This window comes from Streptomyces sp. NPDC002144 (assembly GCF_053593695.1).
In genome coordinates, this window is record NZ_JBSFDB010000037.1 from 35,958 (window position 1) to 62,592 (window position 26,635).

Annotated in this window: 22 protein-coding genes and 7 tRNA genes; 18 read left to right on the forward strand and 11 right to left on the reverse strand. The window is 70.0% G+C overall.

Annotated features, from left to right (window positions below; all coding sequences use genetic code 11):
* The 3 genes from ACWCQ1_RS38800 to ACWCQ1_RS38810 form a co-directional block, all read right to left on the reverse strand.
* Positions 1-1,882: DEAD/DEAH box helicase (locus ACWCQ1_RS38800; protein WP_451028481.1), on the reverse strand; the 1,882-nt coding region annotated here is incomplete at its 3' end.
* Positions 1,883-2,118: 236 nt separating this feature from the next.
* Positions 2,119-2,637 carry a hypothetical protein gene (locus tag ACWCQ1_RS38805; protein WP_358607747.1) on the reverse strand — a complete coding sequence of 173 codons (519 nt, stop codon included), beginning with the start codon at positions 2,635-2,637 and terminating at the stop codon, positions 2,119-2,121.
* Positions 2,638-2,721: 84 nt separating this feature from the next.
* Positions 2,722-3,072, reverse strand: a complete 351-nt coding sequence (locus tag ACWCQ1_RS38810; RefSeq protein WP_133049031.1) for a metallopeptidase family protein — start codon at positions 3,070-3,072, stop codon at positions 2,722-2,724.
* Positions 3,073-3,157: 85 nt separating this feature from the next.
* On the opposite strand from ACWCQ1_RS38810, the gene ACWCQ1_RS38815 reads away from it, so the two are divergent.
* The 8 genes from ACWCQ1_RS38815 to ACWCQ1_RS38850 all read left to right on the forward strand — a co-directional run bounded on the left by ACWCQ1_RS38815 (position 3,158) and on the right by ACWCQ1_RS38850 (position 10,728).
* Positions 3,158-4,729: a metallophosphoesterase family protein gene (locus tag ACWCQ1_RS38815; protein WP_358607744.1), complete on the forward strand. Its 1,572-nt coding sequence runs from the start codon at positions 3,158-3,160 to the stop codon at positions 4,727-4,729.
* A gap of 80 nt (positions 4,730-4,809) precedes the next feature.
* A tRNA-Glu gene (locus ACWCQ1_RS38820) sits at positions 4,810-4,882 on the forward strand.
* 41 nt (positions 4,883-4,923) lie between these two features.
* Positions 4,924-4,998, forward strand: a tRNA-Asp gene (locus ACWCQ1_RS38825).
* Positions 4,999-5,022: 24 nt separating this feature from the next.
* A tRNA-Phe gene (locus ACWCQ1_RS38830) sits at positions 5,023-5,096 on the forward strand.
* A 150-nt stretch (positions 5,097-5,246) separates the two neighbouring features.
* On the forward strand, positions 5,247-5,603 hold the full coding sequence (locus ACWCQ1_RS38835) for a hypothetical protein (RefSeq protein WP_133049032.1): 357 nt from the start codon (positions 5,247-5,249) through the stop codon (positions 5,601-5,603).
* Between the two features lie 69 nt (positions 5,604-5,672).
* Positions 5,673-9,641: an ATP-dependent RNA helicase HrpA gene (gene hrpA, locus ACWCQ1_RS38840; protein ID WP_451028482.1), complete on the forward strand. Its 3,969-nt coding sequence runs from the start codon at positions 5,673-5,675 to the stop codon at positions 9,639-9,641.
* A 93-nt stretch (positions 9,642-9,734) separates the two neighbouring features.
* Positions 9,735-9,809 (forward strand) — tRNA-Asp (locus tag ACWCQ1_RS38845).
* 727 nt (positions 9,810-10,536) lie between these two features.
* Complete coding sequence (locus ACWCQ1_RS38850; RefSeq protein ID WP_133049034.1) at positions 10,537-10,728, forward strand: DUF6274 family protein; 192 nt, start codon at positions 10,537-10,539, stop codon at positions 10,726-10,728.
* Positions 10,729-11,208: 480 nt separating this feature from the next.
* Here ACWCQ1_RS38850 and bldC read toward each other — a convergent pair whose 3' ends face one another.
* Complete coding sequence (gene bldC / locus ACWCQ1_RS38855) at positions 11,209-11,415, reverse strand: developmental transcriptional regulator BldC (RefSeq protein ID WP_003949541.1); 207 nt, start codon at positions 11,413-11,415, stop codon at positions 11,209-11,211.
* 494 nt (positions 11,416-11,909) lie between these two features.
* Positions 11,910-12,752 (reverse strand): hypothetical protein, encoded by an 843-nt coding sequence (locus tag ACWCQ1_RS38860; protein ID WP_451028483.1) that lies wholly within the window; start codon positions 12,750-12,752, stop codon positions 11,910-11,912.
* A gap of 249 nt (positions 12,753-13,001) precedes the next feature.
* Between ACWCQ1_RS38860 and ACWCQ1_RS38865 the strand changes: the two genes are divergently transcribed.
* Entirely contained in the window at positions 13,002-14,099 is a 1,098-nt protein-coding gene (locus ACWCQ1_RS38865; protein ID WP_451028484.1) for a Leu/Phe/Val dehydrogenase, read from the forward strand.
* A gap of 307 nt (positions 14,100-14,406) precedes the next feature.
* Positions 14,407-14,664 (forward strand): DUF3073 domain-containing protein, encoded by a 258-nt coding sequence (locus ACWCQ1_RS38870; protein ID WP_133049037.1) that lies wholly within the window; start codon positions 14,407-14,409, stop codon positions 14,662-14,664.
* Between the two features lie 84 nt (positions 14,665-14,748).
* On the opposite strand, the gene purM is transcribed toward ACWCQ1_RS38870, so the two are convergent.
* The 6 genes from purM to purS form a co-directional block, all read right to left on the reverse strand.
* A complete protein-coding gene (gene purM, locus ACWCQ1_RS38875) occupies positions 14,749-15,846 on the reverse strand; it encodes a phosphoribosylformylglycinamidine cyclo-ligase (protein ID WP_207930009.1) in 1,098 nt (365 codons plus the stop codon).
* A gap of 31 nt (positions 15,847-15,877) precedes the next feature.
* A complete protein-coding gene (gene purF / locus ACWCQ1_RS38880) occupies positions 15,878-17,407 on the reverse strand; it encodes an amidophosphoribosyltransferase (RefSeq protein ID WP_133049038.1) in 1,530 nt (509 codons plus the stop codon).
* Positions 17,408-17,594: 187 nt separating this feature from the next.
* Complete coding sequence (locus ACWCQ1_RS38885; RefSeq protein ID WP_451028485.1) at positions 17,595-18,392, reverse strand: sterol carrier family protein; 798 nt, start codon at positions 18,390-18,392, stop codon at positions 17,595-17,597.
* A gap of 88 nt (positions 18,393-18,480) precedes the next feature.
* Entirely contained in the window at positions 18,481-20,739 is a 2,259-nt protein-coding gene (gene purL / locus ACWCQ1_RS38890) for a phosphoribosylformylglycinamidine synthase subunit PurL (RefSeq protein ID WP_358608993.1), read from the reverse strand.
* Positions 20,736-21,440: a phosphoribosylformylglycinamidine synthase subunit PurQ gene (gene purQ, locus ACWCQ1_RS38895; protein ID WP_133049041.1), complete on the reverse strand. Its 705-nt coding sequence runs from the start codon at positions 21,438-21,440 to the stop codon at positions 20,736-20,738. Before purQ ends, purL begins: the two co-directional genes overlap by 4 nt.
* Positions 21,437-21,700 carry a phosphoribosylformylglycinamidine synthase subunit PurS gene (purS, locus tag ACWCQ1_RS38900; protein WP_093501106.1) on the reverse strand — a complete coding sequence of 88 codons (264 nt, stop codon included), beginning with the start codon at positions 21,698-21,700 and terminating at the stop codon, positions 21,437-21,439. The genes purQ and purS overlap by 4 nt, the downstream gene beginning before the upstream one ends.
* Before the next feature lie 278 nt (positions 21,701-21,978).
* On the opposite strand from purS, the gene ACWCQ1_RS38905 reads away from it, so the two are divergent.
* The 8 genes from ACWCQ1_RS38905 (at position 21,979) to ACWCQ1_RS38940 (ending at position 26,549) form a co-directional block, all read left to right on the forward strand.
* A complete protein-coding gene (locus ACWCQ1_RS38905; protein ID WP_133049042.1) occupies positions 21,979-22,296 on the forward strand; it encodes a histone-like nucleoid-structuring protein Lsr2 in 318 nt (105 codons plus the stop codon).
* Between the two features lie 123 nt (positions 22,297-22,419).
* Positions 22,420-22,491, forward strand: a tRNA-Gly gene (locus ACWCQ1_RS38910).
* Between the two features lie 80 nt (positions 22,492-22,571).
* Positions 22,572-22,644, forward strand: a tRNA-Gly gene (locus ACWCQ1_RS38915).
* 139 nt (positions 22,645-22,783) lie between these two features.
* Positions 22,784-23,716: an ABC transporter ATP-binding protein gene (locus ACWCQ1_RS38920; RefSeq protein ID WP_133049043.1), complete on the forward strand. Its 933-nt coding sequence runs from the start codon at positions 22,784-22,786 to the stop codon at positions 23,714-23,716.
* Positions 23,713-24,552: an ABC transporter permease gene (locus ACWCQ1_RS38925; RefSeq protein WP_451028486.1), complete on the forward strand. Its 840-nt coding sequence runs from the start codon at positions 23,713-23,715 to the stop codon at positions 24,550-24,552. Before ACWCQ1_RS38920 ends, ACWCQ1_RS38925 begins: the two co-directional genes overlap by 4 nt.
* Positions 24,553-24,573: 21 nt before the next feature.
* A complete protein-coding gene (locus ACWCQ1_RS38930; protein WP_451028487.1) occupies positions 24,574-25,842 on the forward strand; it encodes a sensor histidine kinase in 1,269 nt (422 codons plus the stop codon).
* A complete protein-coding gene (locus tag ACWCQ1_RS38935) occupies positions 25,839-26,453 on the forward strand; it encodes a response regulator transcription factor (RefSeq protein WP_133049045.1) in 615 nt (204 codons plus the stop codon). Before ACWCQ1_RS38930 ends, ACWCQ1_RS38935 begins: the two co-directional genes overlap by 4 nt.
* A gap of 23 nt (positions 26,454-26,476) precedes the next feature.
* Positions 26,477-26,549, forward strand: a tRNA-Gly gene (locus tag ACWCQ1_RS38940).
* Positions 26,550-26,635: the final 86 nt, after the last annotated feature.

Below are 26,635 nucleotides of genomic sequence, written 5' to 3' on the forward strand. Positions count from 1 at the left end.
GGTCGTCACGGCGGAAACCGCCACGGTCGTTGTCCCGACGCTCGAACCCACGCCCGCCACGGTCGTCGCGACGCTCGAAGGAACGGCCACCCCGGTCGTCACGACGGTCGTCACGGCGGAAACCGCCACGGTCGTTGTCCCGACGCTCGAACCCACGCCCGCCACGGTCGTCGCGACGCTCGAAGGAACGGCCACCCCGGTCATCACGACGGTCGTCACGACCGTCACGGCGGAAACCGCCACGGTCGTTGTCCCGACGCTCGAACCCACGGCCACCACGGTCGTCGCGGCGCTCGAAGGAACGGCCACCCCGGTCGTCCCGGCGGTCGTCACGGCGGAAACCGCCCCGGTCGTTGTCCCGACGCTCGCGACGCTCGTAAGACGGCGCGGCCTCCGTACGCTCCACGTCCTGCGCGGCGGGCTGCTCGGGCACGGACACCTCGGCCGCCTCCACGGCAGCCTCGGCCTGCGCCTCGGCCACCGCCACCTCCGGGTCCTCCCCGCGCTCGCGGGCGACCCGGGCCACCAGACGGTCGGCCTCCTCGCGCAGCTCGCTCGCCCGGCGCTGCGCCCGCTCCAGCTGCTTGGTGAGGTGGGCGACCTCGCGCTCGGCCTGCTGGGCCGCGTTGGCCGCGGACTCGGACTGGACCTCGGTCATCGAACGGGCGCCGGTGATCTCGGCGACCTCGGGCTCGAAGGCCGTACCGGAGTTGATGATGTGACGCCCGGCGTCGACGCCCGCGTCCTCCATCAGCCGGAAGATCTGGCGGCGCTGGTGCGGCAGGGACAGCGAGACGACCGTGCCGGTGCGGCCCGCGCGGGCGGTACGGCCGGCGCGGTGCAGGTAGTCCTTGTGGTCACCGGCCGGGTCGACGTTCAGGACGAGGTCGATGCCGTCGACGTGGATGCCGCGGGCGGCGACATCGGTGGCGACGAGGACGTTGACGTACCCGTCCTTGAAGTCCGCCAGCGTCCGGGTCCGCGCGCCCTGCGTCATGCCGCCGTGCAGCGCGTCCGCCTTCACGCCCGCATCGCGCAGCTGCTCGGCCACGCGGTCGGCGCCCAGCTGGGTGCGGACGAAGATGATGGTGCGGCCCTTGCGGGAGGCGATCGCGGCCGTGACCGGCGCCTTGTCCTTGGGCTTCACGATCAGGATGTGGTGCGACATGGTCGTCACCGCGCCCTGGGCGGCGTCCACCTCGTGGTGGACCGGGTTGTTCAGGTACCGGTCGACGAGGGTCTTGATCTCGTTCTCCATCGTCGCGGAGAAGAGCATGCGCTGACCGCCGGCCGGGATCTGGTCCAGCAGCTCGGTGACCTCGGGCAGGAAGCCCAGGTCGGACATCTGGTCGGCCTCGTCGAGAACGGCGATCTGCACGTCCTCCAGGGAGCAGGCACCGCGGTTGATGATGTCGCGGAGACGACCGGGCGTGGCGACGAGGATGTCGACGCCGCGCTCCAGGGCGTAGATCTGGTTGCCCATCGACGTACCGCCGCAGACGACCTTCATCTTCAGGCCGAGGACGTCGCCGTACGGCTGCAGGGCGTCCGCCACCTGCATGGCGAGCTCACGCGTCGGCGTGAGGATGACCGCGCGCGGCTTGTGCTTCTGGGTGTGACCGCCGGCCAGCGTGGCGAGGGTCGGCAGACCGAACGACAGCGTCTTGCCGGAGCCGGTGCGGCCACGGCCGAGGATGTCCTTGCCCGCCAGCGCGTCCGGGATGGTCGCGGCCTGGATCGGGAAGGGGGTGGTCACGCCGTTCTGGGCGAGCTTGCGCACCACGCCCTCGGGGAGACCGAGGTCCGCGAAGGTGACCTCGACAGCGTCCTCGGTGCCCTCGTTCTCGGGCACGACGACGTGATCAGTACTGGAAATGGACATGCGTAAGCGAAACCTTCCGGAGTCTCGTCGGCACGCGCCCGTCAACTCCGTGATTTCGCAATACGACCGCCTCTATGCGGTCAGCCACGGCAAGGGAGAGAACGCGCCACGCGGCGCTCTCTGCAATGGCGCCGGGCAATGGGATCAAACGATCTACCACCATACGCACCCCCCACCCCCGAAGGCAAACCAGATCCCGCCCCTGTAGGCAAGGTCACGTGCCCGCCCCCAGCACCTCACACCGGCGACCCGGCCGTCGGCGCCGGCTCACGGTCCTCCAACTGCGTCCCCGTGTCCTGATGCGCCGACGACGACGGCTCCGCGGACGGCGGCGGCTCCGGCGCGGACGACGTCGGCTGCGCGGTCGGCGTCGGCGGCTCGGCGCTCTGCGTGGGCGTCGGCTGCGCCCCCGTCGGCGTGGGCACCCCCGGCTGGGCGCTCTTGCCCGGCCCGCCCCGCGCAGGAGCGGAACCACTGGCACCCGCCGACGGCGAGGCACCCGGAGACACCGACTCCCCCGCCTTCCCCTTGCCCTTCTTCCCCCCGTGCTTCCCGTCGGCCACCGCCCCCATACCGGAGCCGCCACCCGACACCGCCGACCCCCCGCCCGAATCCGCCCCGCCCCGCCGGCCCGCCGAGTGCGCCGGCTTCGCGCCCCCGCCACCCCCGTCGTGGCCCACGCTCATACAGCCGGCGGCCGCGGCGACGGCCATGACCGTGACGGCCAGACGGACGGGTACGTACAAGCGGCGCACGGAAGCCACCTCTCAGGCGGAGGGAGAAGTCAACCCGTTCAACTCCCGCCCCCCACAAGAGGACACGCGCCCACCCCGCGCCCCCTACCCGTAACCCAGCGCGTGCAGCCGCGCGTCGTCGATCCCGAAGTGATGCGCGATCTCGTGCACCACCGTCACCTCGGTCTCCGCGACCACGTCCTCCCGGGTGTCGCACATCCGCAGCGTCGGCCCCCGATAGACCGTGATCCGGTCCGGCAGCACACCGGCGTACCACTCCCCCCGGTCCGTCAACGGAGTGCCCTCGTACAGCCCGAGCAGCCCGGGGTCCTCGGCGGGCGGTTCGTCCTCGACGAACACCGCCACGTTGTCCATCAGCCGTGTCAGCTCCGGCGGAATCCGGTCCAACGCCTCGGCGACCAGTTCCTCGAACTCCTCGCGCGTCATCTCCAGCACACGCCCATTGTCAGCCACCGAGCACCCGTACGAGAGTCACCAACCCGCTCGCATATCCGCGACCGGACTTGGGCATACGGGACCAATGGCCCGCGTCCCCGCCATGGCGTCGACCGTCGTGAACCGCATCCGCACCTCCCCGCGCACCCTCGCCCGCCACTACCGCTCCCGCCGACAACACCCCACCGCCGAACTCCTCCCCCAACCGCACCCCTGGGTACGCGCCCTCGGACTGGTCGCCGTCGTACTCCTCGGCGCCTGGCTCGGACTCCTCATCGTCGGCAACGTGCGCGTCCCGGTCGGGCCGATGAACACCACCATGACCCTGCGCCCCTCCCTCACCGGCGGCACGAAGATCAACGTCTCACCCCTGGGCGCCCTCGAACTCGACACCCACCACGCCCCGGTCCGCCTCGACGTCAACGTCGACCAGCTCGACCCCGTCCGCGCCCAAGCCCTCGTCGACCACCCCGAACGCCTCTCCGGCCTCCAGGACGAAGTCGCCCGCGACGTCCAACACGGCACCCTCGACCTCGCCCTGCGCTCCTGCGTCGCCGTCGTCTCCGGCGCCACCGCCCTCGGCCTCGCCGTCTACCGCCGCCCCGGCCGCGCCCTCGCCGCCGGCGGCACCGCCCTCGCCCTGCTGATGGCCTCCGGCGCCACCGCCTTCGCCACCTGGAACCCCGACTCCGTCCTCGAACCCAAGTACTCCGGCCTGCTCTCCTCGGCCCCCTCCCTCGTCGGCAACGCCCGCAGCATCGTCACCGAATTCGACGTCTACCAGAAGGAGTTGGCCCGCCTGGTGACGAACGTGACCAAGCTGTACGACGTCACCTCCACCCTCCCCGCCTACCAGCCGGACCCCACCACCATCCGCGTCCTGCACGTATCCGACATCCACCTCAACCCCGCGAGCTGGAAGATCATCGCCTCGCTCGTACAGCAGTACAAGGTGAACGTCATCGTCGACACCGGCGACACCATGGACCACGGCACCGCGGCCGAGAACGGCTTCCTGGACCCCATCGCCGACCTCGGGGCGCCCTACGTCTGGGTCAGGGGCAACCACGACTCCAACCTCACCCAGCGCTACCTCGAACGCATGAAGAACGTCCACGTCCTCGACAGCGGCAAGGCGGAGACCATCGCCGGACTGCGCTTCGCCGGCATGGGCGACCCCCAGTTCACCCCCGACCGCTCCAACAAGCCCGGCGCCGACGCCTCCGAACAACTGGCCGGCGACCGGCTCGCCTCCGCCCTGAACGACCAGAAGGCCACCGGCACCCCCGTCGACGTCGCGATGATCCACGAGCCGTCCGCGGCCCGGGAGGTCGACGGCACCGTCCCCCTGGTCCTCTGCGGACACCTGCACCACGAGGGCGACGAGATCCTCAAGTACGGCACCCGGCTGCGCATGGAGGGCTCCACCGGCGGCAGCGGCCTGCGCGCCCTCGAACACAAGTACCCGGCCCCCATCGAGGCCTCGATCCTCTACTTCGACCGCGACAGCCGACGCCTGCAGGCCTGGGACGCGATCAAGCTGGGCGGCCTGGGCGAGACCACGGCGGAGGTCAGCCGCCACCTGCCCGAAGAGAACAAACCCGGAGCCACCCCCGCCACACCCACCCCATCAGCCCCTTCCCCCTCGGCCCCCTAAACCGTTTTGGCGATCCCTCCCCGCATCCCATATGCTTCTCACGTCCCCGACGCGCTGAGAAGCGCCCAGGCGGGCCGATAGCCCTCATCGTCTAGCGGCCTAGGACGCCGCCCTTTCAAGGCGGTAGCACGGGTTCGAATCCCGTTGGGGGCACGCAAAACCGTGTGCGACACTGGTGGTCGCTCACAAAGCTTGGTCCTGTGGAGCAGTTTGGAGTGCTCGCCACCCTGTCAAGGTGGAGGCCGCGGGTTCAAATCCCGTCAGGACCGCTGAGATCTTCTCGAAGATCTCGTGGCTGGGTAGCTCAGTTGGTACGAGCGATCGCCTGAAAAGCGATAGGTCGCCGGTTCGACCCCGGCCCCAGCCACAACAGAGGCCCCGATCTTCGGATCGGGGCTTTTTTGTATGTCGGGTCGCCGAGTTGCAGGGGCGTGGCTGATGGTGGGGATCAGGTTGGCACCGGGGGCTTGCGGCGCTACGTTCTGGCGGGTCGGCGTAGGGGCAGGGGGCGGGGACGATGAGTCAGAGTGAGGCCAGAGCCGTTCGGGACGTCGAGTTGGAGAAGGACCGGGCCCGGTACGGGCTGCTGGCCGTGGTGATCAGCAATCTCGCCATCGCCGGGGTCGCGATCTTCGGCGTGTGGCGGCTGGACGGGGACAAGTCGGTGATCGTGGGCGTGCTCACCGCCGCCTTCACCGCCGTGAGCAGCATGACCACCGCCTATCTGGGCATCAAGGCCGTGTCGAACACGGCCAGGGCGATCGCTCTGGGGGACGGCGGCAGTGGACGGCAGCAGGCCGCGCCGGCCGCCACGCCGCCCGCCGCGCCGAGCTCCACGCCACCTGTCGCGCCGCCCGCCCAGCGGACGCCGTAAGAGGCCCGGAAGCGACCGGGTACAAATCGTTCGCCACGGATTTCCCGGGGATGAGATCCTGGATCGCGTATGTCTACGCACCCTGCCCCCGGCACCCCGGCCACCGGCACCCCGGCCCTCGGCACCCTCGCCCCCCGCCTGACCGAGCTCTCCCTGCGCGACGCGCAGCGGCTCGGGCGCAGGCTCGAAGGCGCGCGCAAGATCCGCAAGCCGGAGGCCCGCGCCGCCGTGCTCGCCGAGATCGAGGGCGAGATCGGCAAGGCCGAGGAGCGCATCGGCGCCCGGCGCTCCCGTGTGCCCGCCGTCACGTATCCCGAGCAACTGCCGGTCAGCCAGAAGAAGAACGACATCGCCGACGCCATCCGCGATCACCAGGTCGTGATCGTCGCCGGTGAGACCGGGTCCGGCAAGACCACCCAGATCCCGAAGATCTGCCTGGAGCTGGGACGTGGGGTGCGCGGCATGATCGGGCACACCCAGCCCCGTCGTATCGCCGCCCGTACGGTCGCGGAGCGGGTCGCGGAGGAGCTGGACACCCCGCTCGGTGAGGCCGTCGGCTGGAAGGTCCGCTTCACCGATCAGGTGAACCAGGACGCGACCTTCATCAAGCTGATGACGGACGGCATCCTGCTCGCCGAGATCCAGACCGACCGCGAGCTGCGCGCCTACGACACGATCATCATCGACGAGGCTCACGAGCGGTCCCTCAACATCGACTTCCTGCTGGGGTATCTGGCGCAGCTGCTGCCGCGCCGGCCCGATCTGAAGGTCGTCATCACCTCGGCCACCATCGATCCGGAGCGGTTCTCCCGGCATTTCGGCGACGCGCCGATCGTCGAGGTCAGCGGGCGGACGTATCCGGTGGAGGTGCGCTACCGGCCGCTGCTGGAGGAGGACTCGGACGACTCCGACCGGGACCAGATCACGGCCATCACGGACGCCGTCGAGGAGCTGATGGGGGAGGGGAAGGGGGACATCCTCGTCTTCCTCTCCGGTGAGCGGGAGATCCGGGACACCGCCGACGCGCTCACCCGCAGGCAGTACCGCTTCACGGAGGTCCTGCCGCTGTACGCCCGGCTGTCCCACGCCGAGCAGCATCGCGTCTTCCAGCCGCACACCGGGCGCAGGATCGTTCTGGCGACGAACGTCGCCGAGACCTCCCTGACCGTTCCGGGCATCAAGTACGTCATCGACCCGGGTTTCGCCCGTATCTCCCGCTACAGCCACCGCACCAAGGTCCAGCGGCTGCCGATCGAGCCGATCAGCCAGGCCAGCGCCAACCAGCGCAAGGGCCGCTGCGGGCGCACGAGTGACGGCATCTGCATCCGGCTGTACTCGGAGGACGACTTCGAGGCCCGTCCGGAGTTCACCGACGCGGAGATCCTGCGCACGAACCTCGCGTCCGTGATCCTGCAGATGACCGCGGCCGGTCTCGGCGACATCGAGAAGTTCCCCTTCATCGATCCGCCGGACCACCGCAACATCCGTGACGGCGTGCAGTTGCTGCAGGAGCTGGGCGCGCTCGACCCGGCCGAGAAGGACCCGCGGAAGCGGCTGACGCAGACCGGCCGGAAGCTGGCCCAGCTGCCCGTCGACCCGCGTCTGGCCCGGATGGTGCTGGAGGCCGACAAGAACGGCTGTGTCCGCGAGGTCATGGTGATAGCCGCCGCGCTCTCCATCCAGGACCCGCGCGAGCGCCCCGCGGACAAGCAGACCCAGGCCGACCAGCAGCACGCCCGCTTCCGGGACGAGACCAGCGACTTCCTGGCCTATCTGAACCTGTGGCGTTACATCAGGGAGCAGCAGAAGGAGCGGGGCTCGTCGTCCTTCCGCAGGATGTGCAAGCAGGAGTACCTCAATTTCCTGCGCATTCGCGAATGGCAGGACATCTACACCCAACTCCGCACGGTCGCCAAGCAGATGGGCATCCACCTCAACGAGGACGACGCCCCCGCCGACCGCGTCCATGTCTCGCTCCTCGCCGGTCTGCTCTCCCACATCGGCATGAAGGACGTGAAGGAGGGCGCGAAGAACGAGTATCTGGGCGCCCGCAACGCCAAGTTCGCGATCTTCCCGGGCTCGTCGCTGTTCAAGAAGCCGCCGCGGTTCGTGATGTCGGCGGAGCTGGTGGAGACCTCGCGGCTGTGGGCCCGCGTCAACGCCAGGATCGAGCCGGAGTGGGTCGAGCCGCTGGCGGAGCATCTGCTGAAGCGGACGTACAGCGAGCCGCACTGGGAGAAGGACCAGGCGGCCGTGATGGCGTACGAGAAGGTCACGCTGTACGGCGTCCCGATCGTCGCCGACCGGAAGGTCAACTACGGCCGGATCGACCCGGAGGCCAGTCGCGAGCTGTTCATCCGCAACGCGCTCGTCGAGGGCGACTGGCGCACGCACCACAAGTTCTTCGCCGACAACCGCAGACTCCTCAGCGAGGTCGAGGAGTTGGAGCACCGCGCCCGGCGCCGGGACATCGTGGTCGACGACGACGCGCTCTTCGACTTCTACGACCAGCGGGTGCCCGAACACGTGGTGTCGGGCGCCCATTTCGACTCCTGGTGGAAGCGGAAGCGGCACGAGCAGCCGGAGTTCCTGGACTTCGAGCGGGAGATGCTCATCCGGGAGTCGGCGGAGGCGGTCACCAAGGCGGACTATCCGGACAGTTGGCGGCAGGGGCAGCTCAAGTTCCGGGTGACGTACCAGTTCGAGCCGGGAGCGGACGCGGACGGTGTGACGGTCCACATCCCGCTCCAGGTGCTCAACCAGGTCACGGACGAGGGCTTCGACTGGCAGATCCCGGGTCTGCGGGAGGAGTTGGTGACGGAGCTGATCCGTTCCCTGCCCAAGCCGATCCGCCGCAACTACGTGCCGGCGCCGAACTTCGCGAAGCGCTTCCTCGACTCGGCGGTGCCGCTCCAGGAGCCCTTGACGACGACGATGGCGCGCGAGTTGAAGCGCATGGTCGGCGTCCCCTTCGAGGCGGAGGACTTCGACTGGTCGAAGGTGCCGGACCATCTGCGGATCACCTTCCGGATCGTCGACGAGCGCCGTCGCAAGCTGGCGGAGGACAAGGATCTGGAGGCGCTGAAGCTCCGGTTGAAGCCGAAGGCGCGCCAGGCGATCTCGCAGGCCGCGGCGGCCACCGCGGAGCGGCAGGGCGGTGAGTCCCTGGAACGCAAGGGTCTGACCGACTGGACGATCGGCTCCCTTACGCGTGTCTTCGAGACCCGCCGGGCGGGGCAGCCCGTCAAGGCGTACCCGGCGCTGGTGGACGACGGTGACACGGTCTCGGTCCGGCTCTTCGACACGGAGGCGGAGCAGGCGGAGGCGATGTGGAAGGGCACGCGACGGCTGATCCTGCGCAACATCCCGGTCAATCCGGCGCGATTCGCGAGCGATCGCCTGACGAACGCCCAGAAGCTCGCCCTGTCGGCGAATCCGCACGGCTCGGTCCAGGCGCTGTTCGACGACTGTGCGATGGCGGCGGCGGACCGGCTGATCGGTGACTTCGGGGGGCCGGCGTGGGACGAGGAGTCGTACCGGAAGCTGTACGACAAGGTGCGCGCGGAGATCGTGGACACGACGGTGCGGGCGGTCGGGCAGGTGCAGCAGGTGCTGGCCGCCTGGCAGGCCTGTGAGCGCCGCCTGAAGGCCGTACGGAGCCCCGCGCTGCTGGCGAACCTCCAGGACGTGCGTCAGCAGTTGGACGCGCTGGTGAAGCCCGGGTTCGTGACGGAGGCGGGGTTGCGCCGACTGCCGGACCTGATGCGCTATCTCGTCGCCGCCGACCGCCGGCTGCAGCAGATGCCGACGAACGTCCAGCGGGACACGACCCGTATGGAGAAGGTGCACGAGATGCGGGACGAGTACGCGTGGCTGCTGGAGCAGATGCCGCAGGGGCGTCCGGTGCCGCAGCAGGTTCTGGACGTGCGCTGGATGATCGAGGAGCTCCGGGTCAGCTATTTCGCGCACGCGCTCGGCACGGCGTATCCGGTCTCCGACAAGCGGATCGTGAAGACGATCGACCAGCTGGCCCCGTGACGGTCCCCGCACACTAAGTGAGTTCGACCAGGCGGCTCCCCTCCTGTACAGTCTCTTCTCGCAGCGCAACGCACGAATCGCGCCGCGAAACCTGGTCCTGTGGAGCAGTTTGGAGTGCTCGCCACCCTGTCAAGGTGGAGGCCGCGGGTTCAAATCCCGTCAGGACCGCAACAAGGCCCGCACCCGCGAAGGGTGGCGGGCCTTCTTCGTGCCCCGGCCCGCCCGGCTTGAGACCGCCCGCCCGCGACGCACGCCGCAGTCCACCGCAGCAACCCCCACCGGGACCACAACCAAGACCCGCACCCGCAAGGTGGCGGGTCTTTCCTCTACCCCGGCCCCCCGCCCAGTCGGAGCCCGCGCTCGCGACGCAAGGCCGCAGCCCACCGCAGCAATCCCGCCAGGACCGCAACCAAGGCCCGCGCCCACCAAGGAATCGCGGGCCTTCGTCGTGCCCCGGCCCGCCCGCCTGGAGTCCGCGCGCCCGCGACGCACGCCGCAATCCACCGCAGCAACCCCGCCGGGACCACAACCAAGACCCGCACCCGCCAAGGGGGGCGGGCCACTCGCCTGCTCCGGCCCCCCCGCCCGGCTGGAGGCCGCGCGCCCGCGGCGCACGCCGCAATCGACCCCAGCAAACCCCGCCAGGACTGCGACGAAGACCCGTACCTGCGCCCGCGCCCGCAACGGCTGGCCGGCCAGCGAGGCTCGGGCCCCGTGAGGGGTGCGGGTCTTCTTCCTGTTTCGGTGGGGCGGTTGGCGGGGTTTCAGAGGGGCCGGTCTCCTGCGTATCGGCACTGTGAGCGTTTCCCATGGATCCCAGGCCGTCTTGACGGCGTCGGGATACCTCGGTACCCAGGGACCAGGGCCCGTTCCGTGCGGCCCCTGGAGGTGGGGCATGGCGGCTTCGGTCAGGCACGAGACGCGGGCGTTGCTCCGTGCGCATCTGTCGGCCGCGTCGTCGTACGGGCATCTGACCCGGCACTGCCCGATCTGCCACCATCTGCTGCGGCTGGCGATGGACTCCACCCCCAGAGCCGCCGAGGCACCGGACGAGACGGTCGAGGACGAGAGCCCCGCCGGTGCGTGACCCCGGACACTCCCAACACCCGCCGCGCCAGGGGACGGTGGATCAGATGCCCCCTTTAGCGCACCTGGAGCAACCGCAACAAGGACCCCGGCATGTGACGGGTGTCACCGCATGAGTTTCTGAAACCGCGGTACTTACACCTCGCCTACAACTGGTCAATTTAATATGTGCAATTGCACCCGAGTGTCACCCCTCCCGCCGGCCCCTTCCGAGGCCGCCCACAGGAGATCCGACACCCCTCCCCAGACTCCGACAAGCCCGCTCACAGAGCGATCGGCCCCACACCCCACGCGCACAAAAAAGATCGCGCTGGACCCGGCGGAGTCCAGCGCGATCGACGACGCACCCTTGTCACTTGCCTGAGAAGCCCCTGGGGGCTTGGGCGTGGGCTCTGTTGGGGCAGAACCCGCGTCGTTTGGAGCTAGGGTTCGGGCACCTCGGCACGGTTGGGGACCTGCCGGTTTGCCCGCTATTGAGTTGTTAGGCCTCGCTGCGCTGCTGCGGAATGCCCGCGAGCAGTGCACGGACCTCCGCCTCGCGGTAACGGCGGTGCCCGCCGAGCGTACGGATGGAAGTGAGCTTGCCGGCCTTCGCCCACCGCGTGACCGTCTTCGGGTCCACACGGAACATGGTGGCGACCTCAGCCGGGGTCAGCAGCGGCTCGGCATCAGGGGTGCGAGCGGTCATGAGCGGCCTCCTCGGGAGAACCGAACCTTCTCGGTTCTTTCCTCTAAATTCTGCACCTTGACCCGCGTTGCCCGAAATGGCGGACGCGAGTCGAGTCGGTTATAGGACGAACGGCTTGTCCTCGGCACTACAACTACACCATCTGTCCAGCCGCGTCGGCCAAACCGATGGAATTGCCCCTCCAGGTGTTCATCACCGACGGAAGCCGATGGACCATGCCATAGCGGACAGTCACGCCACTGTGACGATCAGTCACAGGACGCGCAGGAGTCATCAAGCCCCCCAAAGAAGAGCCTCCCCCGAACCCCTTGTCCTATTTTGGCATGAGGAGGGGCAAGAGACGCAAGAGCCGGGTACGTGCGGTCCGTCACTCTTGACACACAGTGAGGTGTACGCCCGGATCGGGACCTACGTCCCTCGTCGGCGAAAGCTCAAGGGAACACGGGAACTTCTTGAACGAGGACGAAACCCCAAAACGGGCGTCCCGTCAAACGTCAGTTCGCCGAGCGCCGGTCCCTGACCGACCGCCAGCGCTCCACCAGCCGCCCGTACGCGGTCCTCGCGGCCGCCCCGTCACCGAGCCGCAACGCCTCGATGCCCTCGGCCACGTCGGCCGCCGAGTGGTCGTCCTCGAGCGCGCCGGCCGGCAGCGTGTGCACCAGCCCGCCGTAGTCCAGCTCGACCAGCGAGCGCGGGTGGAACTCCTCCAGCCAGCGCCCCACATCCACCAGACCGTCGATGAGCGGCCCCTCGTCGAGCGCGTCCTTCAGCGCCCGCAGCGCCCGGGCCACCCGCCGCCGCGCCTGCACCATGGGCGTGCGGTACCGCAGCATCGGCGGGATCTCGCCCGACCCCTTGTCGAAGCGCCGCTCCTCGTCGGAGACCAGCACGAACCAGTGCAGCGGCACCTGCCAGGTCGAGGTCCGGATCCAGGGACGGGCGTCCGGGTTGCGTGCCAGCCAGCGCTCGTAGTCCTGGGTGGCCTGACGCCGTACGACCTCGGGCAGCACCGCGTCCAGGACCGGCTTCGGCAGTTCCTCGGGCAGCTCCTGCAGGGCCTGCCAGCCGCGCAGCCGGGTCCGCCAGGGGCACACGCACACGACCCCGTCCACATCCACCACGAACGCGTCACTGCTCTCGTGCACCGGGACCGGGATCGGCGGGGTGGGCAGCAGGTCGGCGAGCGAGCGACGCAGTTCGTCCTGGTACGAGGGCCGCTGCGGGCGGCGGGCGTAACGCGCCCAGTGGCTGCGCTCCGGCTCGGGGAAGGCGGCCAGCGGTTCGTAGACGCGGAGGTAGGTCGCGTACGGGACGATCACCGAGGACACCTTGGGCACGCCTGCTCCCTCCCCCGCCCACCATCGGGAAAACCTGCGGAACCCGCACACAAACCTGCGGGAAATCTATGCAAATCGTCGCACGGCCACACGCCACCAGTAGGTGATCCTGAGCACTGCGCGGATGGCGGGGCGATCAGGGTCTAAATTCTTGCTCACAGCCCCGCCACCCTCCCCCTCTGCCAAAAGCGTGGGGGGATCCCCAGGGGCCCAGTCCGACCCGCCGCTACTGCCTCAGGAGTCACCACAGTGACCGACGTAACCGGCGCACCTGCTGATGTTCTGCACACCCTGTTCCACTCGGACCAGGGCGGACATGAGCAAGTCGTGCTCTGCCAGGACCGCGCGAGCGGTCTGAAGGCCGTCATCGCCATCCACAGCACCGCCCTCGGCCCCGCGCTCGGCGGTACCCGCTTCTACCCGTACGCGAGCGAGGCGGAGGCCGTCGCCGACGCGCTGAACCTCGCGCGCGGGATGTCGTACAAGAACGCCATGGCCGGCCTCGACCACGGCGGGGGCAAAGCCGTGATCATCGGCGACCCGGACCGGGACAAGACCGAGGCGCTGCTGCTCGCCTACGGCCGCATGGTCGCCTCCCTCGGCGGCCGCTACGTCACCGCCTGCGACGTCGGTACGTACGTCGCCGACATGGACCTCGTCGCACGCGAGTGCCGCTGGACGACCGGGCGCTCCCCCGAGAACGGCGGCGCGGGCGACTCCTCCGTGCTCACCGCCTTCGGCGTCTACCAGGGCATGCGCGCCAGCGCCCAGCACCTGTGGGGCGACCCGTCGCTGCGGGACCGCAAGGTCGGCATCGCGGGCGTCGGCAAGGTCGGACACCACCTGGTGCGGCACCTGCGGGACGAGGGCGCCGAGGTCGTGATCACCGACGTGCGCGAGGAGGCCGTGGGGCGGATCCTCGCGGCGCACCCCGAGGGCGTCACGGCGGTCGCCGACACCGCGACCCTGATCCGCGTCGACGGCCTCGACATCTACGCGCCCTGTGCGCTGGGCGGCGCCCTGAACGACGACACCGTGCCCGCGCTGACCGCGCGGATCGTGTGCGGGGCGGCCAACAACCAGCTGGCCCACCCGGGCGTCGAGAAGGACCTCGCCGACCGCGGGATCCTCTACGCGCCGGACTACGTGGTCAACGCCGGCGGTGTCATCCAGGTCGCCGACGAGCTGCACGGGTTCGACTTCGAGCGGTGCAAGGCGAAGGCGGCGAAGATCTTCGACACCACGCTGGCCATATTCGCACGTGCGAAAGCGGACGGGATTCCGCCGGCCGCGGCGGCCGACCGGATCGCCGAGCAGCGCATGGCGGAGGGCCGCGGGGCGCTCTGATTCCGTAAGGTTTCCGGGGCTTTCGGGGTTTGGCCGGTACCCGTCGGCGGGCACTTAGAGAGAACTCTCACGTCCGTCGGCGGGTCGCCCGTCGAGAAGTGGTTAAAATCGCGGTTGACCAGCGGGGACGGGGCACCCCGAGGGTCCTGGGCGCGGGCACGTCATGCGGGCGACGTACCGTATGGGCGCGGGCTCAGGTACCGTGGAAGCCCTACGGACCGGTCTCTCCACGGAGAGCCCGTTCCAGATCATGAACGCGTGTCAAGACTCTGGGGCCGTCGAGCCCCGTCACCGAGGGGGTCGAGCCATGGGGCGCGGCCGGGCCAAGGCCAAGCAGACGAAGGTCGCCCGCCAGCTGAAGTACAACAGCGGCGGGACTGACCTGTCGCGTCTGGCCAGTGAGCTGGGCGCTTCGACTTCGAGCCAGCCGCCGAACGGCGAGCCGTTCGAGGACGACGAGGACGAAGACGACCCGTACGCCCAGTACGCGGATCTCTACAACGACGACGATGAGGACGACGACGACCAGCCCGGTCCGTCGTCCCAACATCGTCGCGGTGCTTGACGTATCAGCTGCGCTTGACCCGGTCCGGGGTGATCCACACCACCGGACCGGGTTTTGCGCTGCCTGTCGGGATCAGGAGGCGCTTCAGGCCGAGTACGAGCCGACCAGTTCCGCACCCGTCGTGTGGTCCCCGCGCTCGGTGATCTCTCCGGCGACCCAGGCCTCGACCCCGCGGTCCGCCAGCGTCGCGAGGGCCACGTCGGTCGACTCCTCGGGGACGACGGCGATCATGCCCACGCCCATGTTGAGGGTCTTCTCCAGCTCCAGGCGCTCGACCTGACCCGTCTTCCCGACGAGGTCGAACACCGGGGCCGGGGTCCAGGTGGAGCGGTCGACGATCGCGTGCAGGGTGTCGGGGATCACGCGGGCCAGGTTGGCGGCGAGTCCGCCGCCCGTGATGTGGCTGAACGCGTGCACGTCGGTCGTCCGGGTGAGGGCCAGGCAGTCCAGCGAGTAGATCTTGGTCGGCTCCAGCAGCTCCTCGCCGAGCGTGCGGCCGAACTCCTCCACGCGCGCGTCCAGGGAGAGGCCGGCCTGGTCCAGCAGGACGTGCCGGACGAGCGAGTACCCGTTCGAGTGAAGCCCGGAGGCCGCCAGGGCGATGACGGAGTCACCCGTACGGATGCGATCCGCGCCCAGCAGCCGGTCGGCCTCCACGACACCCGTACCGGCGCCGGCGACGTCGAAGTCGTCCTCGCCAAGGAGCCCGGGGTGTTCGGCCGTCTCGCCGCCCACCAGGGCGCAGCCGGCGAGCACACAGCCCTCGGCGATGCCCTTGACGATCGCGGCGACCCGCTCGGGGTGGACCTTTCCGACGCAGATGTAGTCGGTCATGAACAGCGGCTCGGCACCGCACACCACGATGTCGTCCATGACCATGGCGACCAGGTCGTGGCCGATGGTGTCGTAGACGCCCAGCCGGCGCGCGATGTCGACCTTGGTGCCGACGCCGTCGGTGGCGGAGGCGAGCAGGGGGCGCTCGTAGTTCTTCAGGGCGGAGGCGTCGAAGAGGCCGGCGAAGCCGCCGAGGCCGCCGAGGACCTCAGGGCGCTGGGTCTTCTTCACCCACTCCTTCATGAGCTCCACGGCGCGGTCGCCCGCTTCGATGTCGACACCGGCAGCCGCGTAGGAAGCACCGGAACTGCCCGTCGACGGAGTCGACTGATCGGACACAGCAGACATTGCCTGGGATCTTTCGCGTTGATGACAGGGCTTACGGGCGACGGATCGCGTCGGCCGCGGCCGTGGCGGCGGGCCCGGCGGCCAGCTCGGTCTCCAGCAGCTGCTTGCCGAGCAGCTCTGGGTCCGGGAGCTCCATCGGGTACTCGCCGTCGAAACAGGCGCGGCACAGGTTCGGCTTGGCGATGGTGGTCGCCTCGATCATGCCGTCGATGGAGATGTAGGCCAGGGAGTCGGCGCCGAGCGAGGTGCCGATCTCGTCGATCGTCATGCCGTTGGCGATGAGCTCGGCGCGGGTGGCGAAATCTATGCCGAAGAAGCAGGGCCACTTCACGGGCGGCGAGGAGATCCGGATGTGGACCTCGGCGGCCCCGGCCTCCCGGAGCATCCGCACCAGCGCCCGCTGGGTGTTGCCGCGGACGATCGAGTCGTCCACGACGACCAGGCGCTTGCCCTTGATGACTTCCTTCAGCGGGTTCAGCTTCAGGCGGATGCCGAGCTGCCGGATGGTCTGCGAGGGCTGGATGAAGGTCCGGCCGACGTAGGCGTTCTTCACCAGGCCGGCGCCGAACGGGATGCCGGAGGCCTCCGCGTAGCCGATGGCGGCCGGGGTGCCGGACTCCGGGGTCGCTATCACCAGGTCGGCCTCGACCGGGGCTTCCTTGGCGAGCTTGCGGCCCATCTCCACGCGGGAGAGGTAGACGTTCCGGCCGGCGATGTCGGTGTCCGGGCGGGCCAGGTACACGTACTCGAAGACACAGCCCTTGGGCTTCGCGTCCGCGAATCGGGAGGTACGCAGGCCGTTCTCGTCGATGGCGACGAACTCGCCGGGCTCGATCTCGCGGACGAAGCTCGCGCCGCAGATGTCGAGGGCGGCGGACTCCGAGGCGACGACCCAGCCGCGCTCGAGGCGGCCGAGGACCAGCGGGCGGATGCCCTGCGGGTCGCGGGCGGCGTAGAGGGTGTGCTCGTCCATGAAGACGAGGGAGAACGCTCCGCGCACCTTCGGCAGGACCGTGTGGGCGGCCTCCTCGATGGTCAGCGGCTTGCCGTCCTCGTCGACCTGGGCCGCGAGCAGCGCGGTGAGCAGGTCGGTGTCGTTGGTGGCGGCGACGCGCGGAGTGCGGCCGCCCTCCTGCTTGGGCAGGTCGGCGACCATCTCGGCGAGCTGCGCCGTGTTGACCAGGTTGCCGTTGTGGCCGAGCGCGATGGAACCGTGCGCGGTGGCGCGGAACGTCGGCTGGGCGTTCTCCCACACGGAGGCGCCAGTGGTCGAGTAGCGGGCGTGTCCGACCGCGATGTGACCCTGGAGCGAACCGAGCGAGGTCTCGTCGAAGACCTGGGAGACCAGGCCCATGTCCTTGAAGACGAGGATCTGGGAGCCGTTGCTGACCGCGATACCCGCGGATTCCTGGCCCCGATGCTGGAGGGCGTAGAGCCCGAAGTACGTCAGCTTGGCGACCTCTTCGCCGGGAGCCCAGACTCCGAAGACGCCGCAAGCGTCCTGGGGGCCCTTCTCACCGGGGAGCAGGTCGTGGTTGAGTCGTCCGTCACCACGTGGCACGGCACCGAGTGTAGGCGAGATCGACCACTGGTCCGAATTGGGGATACCCGCCGGTAGTGGATCTTCCTCGACCCACCCCCTTCTGACCTGCGCAAACGTCGGCCGGTCCGAGCGCGGTGGCCGGTGCGCGGAGGGCGCGGAGTGAGACGTCCCTCACCCTCCGGGTGGCGCTCCGGCGCACCGGGGGCTATGCCATCAGCGGCAGCAGCCCGGACAGGTCCGCGCGCTCCCCGCTCGCGCTCACCCGTGCCTCGTCGAGCGCGTCCTTCCAGGCCAGGCGTCCGGTCGCGAGCCGGATCCAGGACAGCGGGTCGGTCTCGACGACGTTCGGCGGGGTGCCGCGGGTGTGCCGGGGCCCCTCGACGCACTGCACGACGGCGTACGGCGGGATCCGCACCTCCGTCGAACCGCCGGGTGCCTTCGCGGCCAGCGCGTCGGCGAGCAGCCGGGTGCAGGCGGCGAGCGCCTGCCGGTCGTACGGCACCTCGAGGCCCGGCACGGCGTCGTTCAGATCGTCGGTGTGGACGACGAGTTCGACGGTACGGGTGACGAGGAAGTCGGCGAGCGTGAGGGCACCCTTCCGCCACGCCAGCACCCGCGCGCCGGGGTTCTCGGCGAGCCGTTCGGCGAGGCGCTCGGCGGTGGCGGCGAGCGCGGCCTCCGGGTCCGGCTCGCGCTCGGCGCTCACGCGGGCCATGTCCGCGATGGCGGAGGCGTCGGCGGTGGTCCCCGACACCCAGTCCAAGGCCGTGATCTCCGCCTTGAAGGGCGCCGGCTGGTCGAGCAGCCGGGAGACGACGTCCGTACTGAGCGCGATGTGCGCCAGCAGATCCCGCACGGTCCACTCACCGAGCCGCGTGGGCAGAGCGAACTGCTGGGGCCCGAGCGTGCGGACACCCTCGCGGACATGGCCGAGCTGGGTCAGCACGGCGGCACGGATCTTCACCGGGTCATAGGTACGGACACGCTTCTTGGCCGTGGGCATGCCGGTGAGCCTATGCGGCCGCGTCCCGTGGCGTGCCGAAGGCGCCGCCCGTCCGGCACGGGCGGCGCCTTCGTCGTCGTACGACCGCCTACTTGAGCAGTGCGGGGATGGTCTCCTCGTGGGCCTGGCGCAGTTCCTCCAGGGTGAGTTCGAACTCGCCCTGGAGCTCCACCGATTCGCCGTCGACGACACCGATACGGGTCACGGGCAGGCCCCGCGCGCCGCACATGTCGTTGAAGCGGACCTCCTCGGAGCGCGGCACGGCGACGATGGCGCGGCCGGCCGACTCGGAGAAGAGGAAGGTGAACGCGTCCAGTCCGTCCGGTACGACCAGACGGGCGCCCTTGCCGCCCAGCAGCGCCGACTCCACGACCGCCTGGATCAGACCGCCGTCGGACAGGTCGTGCGCGGAGTCGATCATGCCGTCGCGGGAGGCCGAGATCAGGATCTCGGCGAGCAGCCGCTCACGCTCCAGGTCGACCTGCGGGGGCAGTCCGCCCAGGTGGTCGTGCACGACCTGGGACCAGGCCGAACCGCCGAACTCCTCACGCGTGTCGCCAAGGAGGTACAGCAGCTGCCCCTCCTCCTGGAAGGCGACCGGGGTGCGGCGCGCGACGTCGTCGATGACGCCCAGCACCGCGACCACCGGGGTCGGATGGATGGCGACCTCGCCGGTCTGGTTGTAGAGGGAGACGTTGCCGCCGGTCACCGGGGTGCCCAACTGCTGGCAGGCGTCGGCGAGTCCACGGATGGCCTCCGCGAACTGCCACATGACGGCCGGGTCCTCGGGCGAGCCGAAGTTCAGGCAGTCGGAGACGGCGAGGGGCTTGGCGCCCGTCGTCGCCACGTTCCGGTACGCCTCGGCGAGCGCCAACTGCGCACCCGCGTACGGGTCCAGCTTCGCGTACCGGCCGTTGCCGTCCGTCGCGATGGCGACCCCGAGGCCGCTCTCCTCGTCGATGCGGATCATGCCGGAGTCCTCCGGCTGGGCCAGCACCGTGTTGCCCTGCACGAAGTGGTCGTACTGCGAGGTGATCCACTTCTTGGAGGCCTGGTTGGGGGAGCCGACCAGCTTCAGGACCTGGTCCTTCAGCTCCGCCGAAGTCCCGGGCCGCGCAAGCTTGTTGGCGTCGTCGGCCTGAAGCTCGTCCTGCCAGGACGGGCGGGCGTAGGGGCGCTCGTAGACCGGGCCGTCGTGCGCGACGGTGCGCGGGTCGACGTCGACGATCTTGCCGCCGTGCCAGTAGATCTCGAGGCGGTCGCCGTCGGTCACCTCACCGATGACGGTGGCGATGACGTCCCACTTGTCGCAGATCTCCAGGAACCGCTCGACCTTCTCCGGCTCCACGACCGCGCACATGCGTTCCTGCGACTCGCTCATGAGGATCTCCTCGGGCGAGAGCGTGGAGTCGCGCAGCGGTACGTCGTCCAGGGTCACGCGCATGCCGCCGGAGCCGTTGGAGGCGAGCTCGGAGGTGGCGCAGGACAGGCCGGCGGCACCGAGGTCCTGGATGCCGACGACCAGCTTCTCCTTGAAGGCCTCCAGGGTGCACTCGATGAGCAGCTTCTCCTGGAAGGGGTCGCCGACCTGCACGGCGGGGCGCTTCGACGGCTTGGCGTCGTCGAAGGTCTCGGAGGCCAGGATCGAGGCGCCGCCGATGCCGTCGCCGCCGGTCCGGGCCCCGTACAGGATGACCTTGTTGCCCGCTCCGGACGCCTTCGCGAGGTGGATGTCCTCGTGCCGCATCACACCGATGGCACCGGCGTTGACCAGCGGGTTGCCCTGGTAGCAGGCGTCGAAGACGACCTCGCCGCCGATGTTGGGCAGGCCCAGGCAGTTGCCGTAGCCGCCGATGCCGGCGACCACGCCCGGCAGGACGCGCTTGGTGTCGGGGTGGTCGGCGGCGCCGAAGCGCAGCGGGTCGACCACCGCGACCGGGCGGGCGCCCATCGCGATGATGTCGCGCACGATGCCGCCGACGCCGGTGGCCGCGCCCTGGTAGGGCTCGACGTAGGAGGGGTGGTTGTGCGACTCGACCTTGAAGGTGACGGCGTAGCCCTGGCCGACGTCCACGACACCGGCGTTCTCGCCGATGCCGACGAGGAGGGCGTCCGACTGGGGGGCCTTCTCGCCGAACTGGCGCAGATGCACCTTCGAGGACTTGTAGCTGCAGTGCTCGGACCACATCACGGAGTACATGGCGAGCTCGGCGCCGGTCGGGCGGCGGCCGAGGATCTCCACCACCCGCTCGTACTCGTCCTTCTTCAGGCCCAGTTCGGCCCAGGGCAGCTCGACGTCGGGGGTCGCGGCCGCGTGCTCGACCGTGTCCAGAGGCGTCCTGCTCATGCGGTGACCAGCTTCTTGAGGATCGAGGTGAAGAACGGGAGGCCGTCGGTGCGGCCCGTGCCGATCAGCGGCTCGGTGGCGTGCTCGGGGTGCGGCATGAGGCCCACGACGTTGCCGGCCTCGTTGGTGATGCCGGCGATGTCGTTCAGCGAGCCGTTCGGGTTGCCGCGTTCATCAGCGACTCCGTCGCGGGCCAGGTACCGGAAGGCGACGAGCCCCTCGGCCTCCAGCTTGTCCAGCGTGTACTGGTCGGCGACGTAGCGGCCGTCCATGTTCTTCAGCGGGATGTGGATCTCCTGGCCCTGCTCGTAGTCCACGGTCCAGGCGGTGTCCGCGTTCTCCACCCGCAGCTTCTGGTCGCGGCAGATGAAGTGGAGGTGGTCGTTGCCGAGCATGCCCCCCGGGAGGAGGTGGGCCTCGGTGAGGATCTGGAAGCCGTTGCAGATGCCGAGGACCGGCAGTCCGGCCCTCGCCTGCTCGATGACCGTCTCCATCACCGGCGAGAAGCGGGAGATGGCGCCGGCCCGCAGATAGTCGCCGTAGGAGAAACCACCCGGAAGGACGACCGCGTCCACCTGGTGGAGGTCCTTGTCCTTGTGCCACAGGGCGACCGGCTCGGCACCCGCGAGGCGGATCGCACGCTGGGTGTCCCGGTCGTCGAGGCTGCCCGGGAAAGTGACGACGCCAATACGAGCGGTCACTTCGCGGCCTCCGCGACTTCATCCACGCGTACGGTGAAGTCCTCGATCACGGTGTTGGCGAGGAAGGATTCCGCAAGATCGTGGATACGGGCGAGCGCGGCCTCGTCGACCGGCCCGTCAACTTCCAGTTCGAAACGCTTTCCCTGACGTACGTCCGAGATCCCCTCGAAACCCAGCCGCGGCAGTGCGCGCTGCACCGCCTGGCCCTGGGGGTCGAGGATCTCCGGCTTGAGCATGACGTCGACTACGACGCGTGCCACGTGCACTCCCGGTGGTGTGGTGCTGAGCAGGTTCCTGCAAGTGGTTTCAGACTACCCGCACAAAATTTCTACGCGCGTCGACTTGGAGGAAGCTACGTGACCGTCATCACGATCGGGTGTCGGCGGGGGCGCTCGTCAAAATTTCCGGGAAAGATACGGAGTCACTTCCGCTCCCCCCTTGATTTTGGACACGCGGAGAGATTTAGTCAGGCTTCACAATGCATTGTCGGGCGCTGTACAAATGAATTGGCAAGTGCCGTACGAAGGGACCGATATTCGTGGCGCAGAAGGTCGTGGTCACTCTCTTTGACGACATCGACGGCTCGGAAGCGGCGGAAACGATCGCCTTCGGACTCGACGGCAAGTCGTACGAGATCGACCTGAATCAAGCCAATGCCAAGAAACTGCGTAAGGCGCTCGCGCCCTACGTGGAGGCCGGCCGCAAGCGGTCGAAGTCGGGCAAGGCCTACCGGCAGACGGAGGTCGCCCCCGATCCGGCGGCCGTCCGGGCCTGGGCCCAGGCCAACAAGATGGACGTACCCGCTCGCGGCCGCATCCCCAAGAAGGTCTACGAGGCCTTCAGCGAGGCCCAGTAGCCGCCGGCCGACGACCGGTCAGCCGCCCCTCGGCGGAACCGACTTGCGCTGCACCCCTCCTGGTCAGCTAGAGTCTGGAGCACGCCGAGGGGCAAGGCCGAAAGGCCCGGCTCCGAAGCACATGCGGGTGTAGTTCAGTAGCAGAACATCCCCCTTCCAGGGGGAAGGCGCAGTGTGCAATTCCTGTCACCCGCTCTGCACCGCCGGTCGGACCCCTGTTGTGGATCAGGTAGGCTGGTGCTCGCGCCGATCGGTGGGAGCCGGTCGGAGGCAATGCGGACGTAGCTCAGTTGGTAGAGCGCAACCTTGCCAAGGTTGAGGTCGCGAGTTCGAGCCTCGTCGTCCGCTCTTGAATGAAGGCCCCAGTCATCAGACTGGGGCCTTTGTCATGCCCGACTGTCCTGCGCGGCCCGCCTCTGACATTTGTCATGCGGAGTGATGACAGCGCGCACTGCTCCGCAGACACGGGCGCCGGGACGCTGGTGCCATGGACACGAACGAACACGTGATTGAGGTCACTGACCTGCGGCGTGTGTACGGGGGCGGGTTCGAGGCGGTGCGCGGAATCACCTTTTCCGTGGACCGCGGCGAGATCTTCGCGCTGCTCGGCACCAACGGCGCGGGCAAGACGTCCACGGTCGAGCTGCTGGAAGGGCTCGCACGGCCGGCCGGCGGCCGGGTGCGGGTGCTCGGGCACGATCCCCACGGGGAGCGGGCCGCCGTACGGCCGCGCACGGGGGTGATGCTGCAGGAGGGCGGCTTCTCCTCCGAGCTGACCGTCGCGGAGACCGCGCGGATGTGGGCCGGGTGCGTGAGCGACGCGCGGCCCGAGCAGGAAGCGCTGGAGCTGGTCGGGCTGGGGCGGCGGGCGGACGTACGGGTGAAGCAGTTGTCCGGGGGTGAACGTCGGCGCCTGGATCTCGCGCTCGCGCTGCTCGGGCGCCCCGAGGTGCTGTTCCTGGACGAGCCGACCACCGGATTGGACGCCGAAGGGCGCCGGGACACCTGGGAGTTGGTGCGCGCCCTGCGGGACGCGGGGACGACGGTGCTGCTCACCACGCACTACCTGGAGGAGGCCGAGGGGCTCGCCGACCGGCTGGCGATCCTGCACGAGGGGCGCATCGCCGCGACGGGGACACCGGCCGAGGTGACCGCCCGGCAGCCCGCCCGGATCTCCTTCCGCCTCCCCGGCGGCTGGTTCCTCGGCGACCTGCCACCGCTCGCCGAACTGGGGGTGTGCGGCCACGAGACGGACGGGGACGTCGTACGGCTGCGCACCCGGGAACTGCAGCGCACGGCCACCGGACTGCTGACCTGGGCCGAAGGCGCGCGGGTGGAACTGCGCGACCTGGACGTGCGCTCCGCGTCGCTGGAGGAGGCGTTCCTGAGGATCGCGCGGGAGCAGGAGGTGGCGGCATGAAAGGGCTCGGCGGCATGGAGGCACTGAGGGAGCGGACGGCCGGCGGAGGTGCGCGGGCCGGCGGGGCGGGGGCGGCGGGTTCCGGGCGGCGGATGCGGGCCCTGGCCCGGGCCGAGCTCACGCTGCTCGGGCGCAACCGTGGCGCGGTGGTCACGGCGTTGCTCGTGCCGCTCGTGCTGCCGTTCAGTGTGCGGCCCGCGGTCGATCAGCTGGACCTGAAGGCCGAGGGGCTGAACATCGGCGTGGTGACGCTGACGGCCGCGATCGGGTTCTCCTTCCTGTTCGCCGTCTACACGTCCCTGGTCGGCGCCTACGTCGCCCGCCGCGAGGAACTGGTCCTCAAACGCCTGCGCACCGGCGAGCTCGACGACACCGAGATCCTGGCCGGCACCGCGCTGCCCGCCGTCTGCCTCGGCCTCACGCAGGCCGTCGTCCTCACCGTCGGCTGCGCGGTGCTGCTGCACCCCGGCCCGCCCAGGGCTCCGTTTCTGACCGTCCTCGGGATCCTGGCGGGTCTGGTGCTGAGCGCCGCGTTCGCGGCCCTCACCGCCTCCGTCACCCGGACCGTGGAGAGCGCGCAGGTCACCGCGCTGCCGCTGGTGCTCGTGTCCATGATGGGCTCGGGCATCGCCATCCCGGCCCAGATCCTGCCCGACCGGCTCGCCGCCGCCTGCGCACTCCTGCCCCTGTCCCCCGCGATCCGGCTCGTCCAGGGCGGCTGGACCGGGCGGTTGAGCGTCTACGAGGCCCTGGGCGCCGTCGCGACCGCCCTGGCCTGGAGCGTGGTGGCGGTGTTTGCTGTACGGCGGTGGTTCCGCTGGGAACCCCGGCGCTGAGGGAACGGGGGAGCCGTGTTCGTGCGGATCAGGGGCTGGCAGCGGCGGCACTGGCGGGATCGGAGCAAGGCTGAGCGGGTCGAACTGCAGAGCGTGCTCACCTGGTACGCGACCACGTGGCTCTTCTCCTTCTCCTGGCTGGCGCTGCCGCTGGTGGGAGGGGTCGCCCAGCGCCCGGTGCCGCTGGTCGTCGGGGGACTGCTGCTGCTCGTCAGCGCCCTGCAGTGCGCCGAGGCCAACCGGCTCACCCGGCCCGTGCTCGACCACTACCTGGGCCGGGCGGACCTCCCGCCGCGCGCTCTGCGTCCCGCCGCCGTCCTCCTCGTCCTCGCGCTGGCCCTTCCCCTGGTGCTGGCCGCGCTGGGCGGCTCCGACCCGATGGCGATCCGGCTCGCCGTCGGCGCCGCGCTGCTGCCGTTCGGGGTGCTGTACGGGCTGATGCTGCCGCTGGTGACCTTCCTGCGCCGGTCGGCCGTGCTCGCCGTGGTGCTCATGGCCGCGTTCGCCTGGACCGACCCGGATCCCGCCGGCATCCTCACGGTCGGCGTCCTGGCCGTCCTCGGCGCGCTCTTCTCGCTGATCACCGGCCGTTGCGGCGCCTGGACGCTATCGGTCCTGTGGGAGGCGGAGCGGGGCCGCGAGGTCCAGGCCCGGCTCGCGGTCGCGGAGGAACGGCTGCGGTTCGGCCGGGACCTGCACGACGTGATGGGGCGGAACCTGGCCGTGATCGCCCTGAAGAGCGAACTCGCCGTGCAACTGGCCCGGCGCGGGCGGCCCGAGGCCGTGGACCAGATGATCGAGGTGCAGCGGATCGCGCGGGAGTCCCAGCGGGAGGTACGGGATGTCGTACGGGGGTACCGCGAGGCCGACCTCGGGGTCGAACTGGCAGGTGCGCAGGGGGTGTTGAGCGCCGCCGGGATCGAGTGCGCGGTGCGGGGGACGGATGTCGCGGCGCTGGATGCGGAGGTGCAGGGGGTGTTGGGGTGGGTGGTGCGGGAGGCCACGACGAATGTGCTGCGGCACGGGGACGCGGCGCTATGTGACATATCACTGAACGTTGAACGAGATCGCGTAGTCCTGACCGTGCAGAACGACGGGGCGTCCGCCCCCGCGCCCGGACGGGGTTCCGGACTCGCCGGGCTGCACGAGCGGTTGGCCGCGGTGGGCGGGACGCTGGAAGCGGGGCCGGCCGACGGCGGCCGGTTCCGGCTGGTGGCCGAGGTGCCGTTGAGTGCGAGCGAGAGTGCGAGCGAGAGTGCGAGCGAGAGTGTGAGCGAGGTCACCGCATGACGGGCGTCGTACGACTGCTCCTCGCCGACGACGAGCATCTGATCCGGGGCGCGCTCGCCGCGCTGCTCTCCCTGGAGGACGACCTCGTCGTGGTCGCCGAGGCCGCGAGCGGTCCCGAGGCGCTGGCCATGGCCCGGGCGCACGCACCGGACGTGGCCGTACTCGATCTCCAGATGCCCGGCGCGGACGGTGTGAAGGTCGCCACATCGCTGCGGGCCGAGCTGCCCGGCTGCCAGGTTCTGATCGTCACCAGTCACGGGCGGCCCGGGCATCTGAAACGGGCGCTCGCGGCGGGGGTGCGCGGATTCGTGCCGAAGACGGTCAGCGCCCAGCGGCTCGCGGAGATCATCCGGACCGTGCATGCCGGGAACCGTTATGTCGACCCGGAGTTGGCCGCCGACGCCATCGCCGCCGGGGACTCCCCACTGACCGTGCGGGAGGCCGAGGTGCTGGAACTCGCGGCCGACGGGGCGCCCGTCGCGGAGATCGCCGAGCGGGCCGCGCTGTCGCAGGGGACCGTACGGAACTACCTGTCCTCGGCCGTCTCCAAGCTCGGGGCGGAGAACCGGCACTCCGCCGTGCGTCTCGCGCGGGAGCGGGGTTGGGTATAGTTGCTCTCGCGCCACGGCGCAACGCGGACGTAGCTCAGTTGGTAGAGCGCAACCTTGCCAAGGTTGAGGTCGCGAGTTCGAGCCTCGTCGTCCGCTCAGGATCAGGGCCCCGGTCATCGACCGGGGCCCTTGTCGTGCGCCCGCGGGGGTACGGCCCCGGTCGCCTGCCGGGGCCGTCTCGT

Excerpts from the sequence above, each read along its gene's own strand:
- ACWCQ1_RS38850 (WP_133049034.1), top strand. The coding sequence starts at position 10,537 with ATGGCGGCTTCGGTCAGGCACGAGACGCGGGCGTTGCTCCGTGCGCAT.
- hrpA (WP_451028482.1), top strand. The coding sequence starts at position 5,673 with ATGTCTACGCACCCTGCCCCCGGCACCCCGGCCACCGGCACCCCGGCC.
- ACWCQ1_RS38935 (WP_133049045.1), top strand. The coding sequence starts at position 25,839 with ATGACGGGCGTCGTACGACTGCTCCTCGCCGACGACGAGCATCTGATC.
- ACWCQ1_RS38885 (WP_451028485.1), bottom strand. The coding sequence starts at position 18,392 with ATGCCCACGGCCAAGAAGCGTGTCCGTACCTATGACCCGGTGAAGATC.
- ACWCQ1_RS38815 (WP_358607744.1), top strand. The coding sequence starts at position 3,158 with ATGGCCCGCGTCCCCGCCATGGCGTCGACCGTCGTGAACCGCATCCGC.
- ACWCQ1_RS38835 (WP_133049032.1), top strand. The coding sequence starts at position 5,247 with ATGAGTCAGAGTGAGGCCAGAGCCGTTCGGGACGTCGAGTTGGAGAAG.
- ACWCQ1_RS38920 (WP_133049043.1), top strand. The coding sequence starts at position 22,784 with ATGGACACGAACGAACACGTGATTGAGGTCACTGACCTGCGGCGTGTG.
- ACWCQ1_RS38925 (WP_451028486.1), top strand. The coding sequence starts at position 23,713 with ATGAAAGGGCTCGGCGGCATGGAGGCACTGAGGGAGCGGACGGCCGGC.
- purL (WP_358608993.1), bottom strand. The coding sequence starts at position 20,739 with ATGAGCAGGACGCCTCTGGACACGGTCGAGCACGCGGCCGCGACCCCC.
- purM (WP_207930009.1), bottom strand. The coding sequence starts at position 15,846 with ATGTCTGCTGTGTCCGATCAGTCGACTCCGTCGACGGGCAGTTCCGGT.
- bldC (WP_003949541.1), bottom strand. The coding sequence starts at position 11,415 with ATGACCGCTCGCACCCCTGATGCCGAGCCGCTGCTGACCCCGGCTGAG.
- ACWCQ1_RS38870 (WP_133049037.1), top strand. The coding sequence starts at position 14,407 with ATGGGGCGCGGCCGGGCCAAGGCCAAGCAGACGAAGGTCGCCCGCCAG.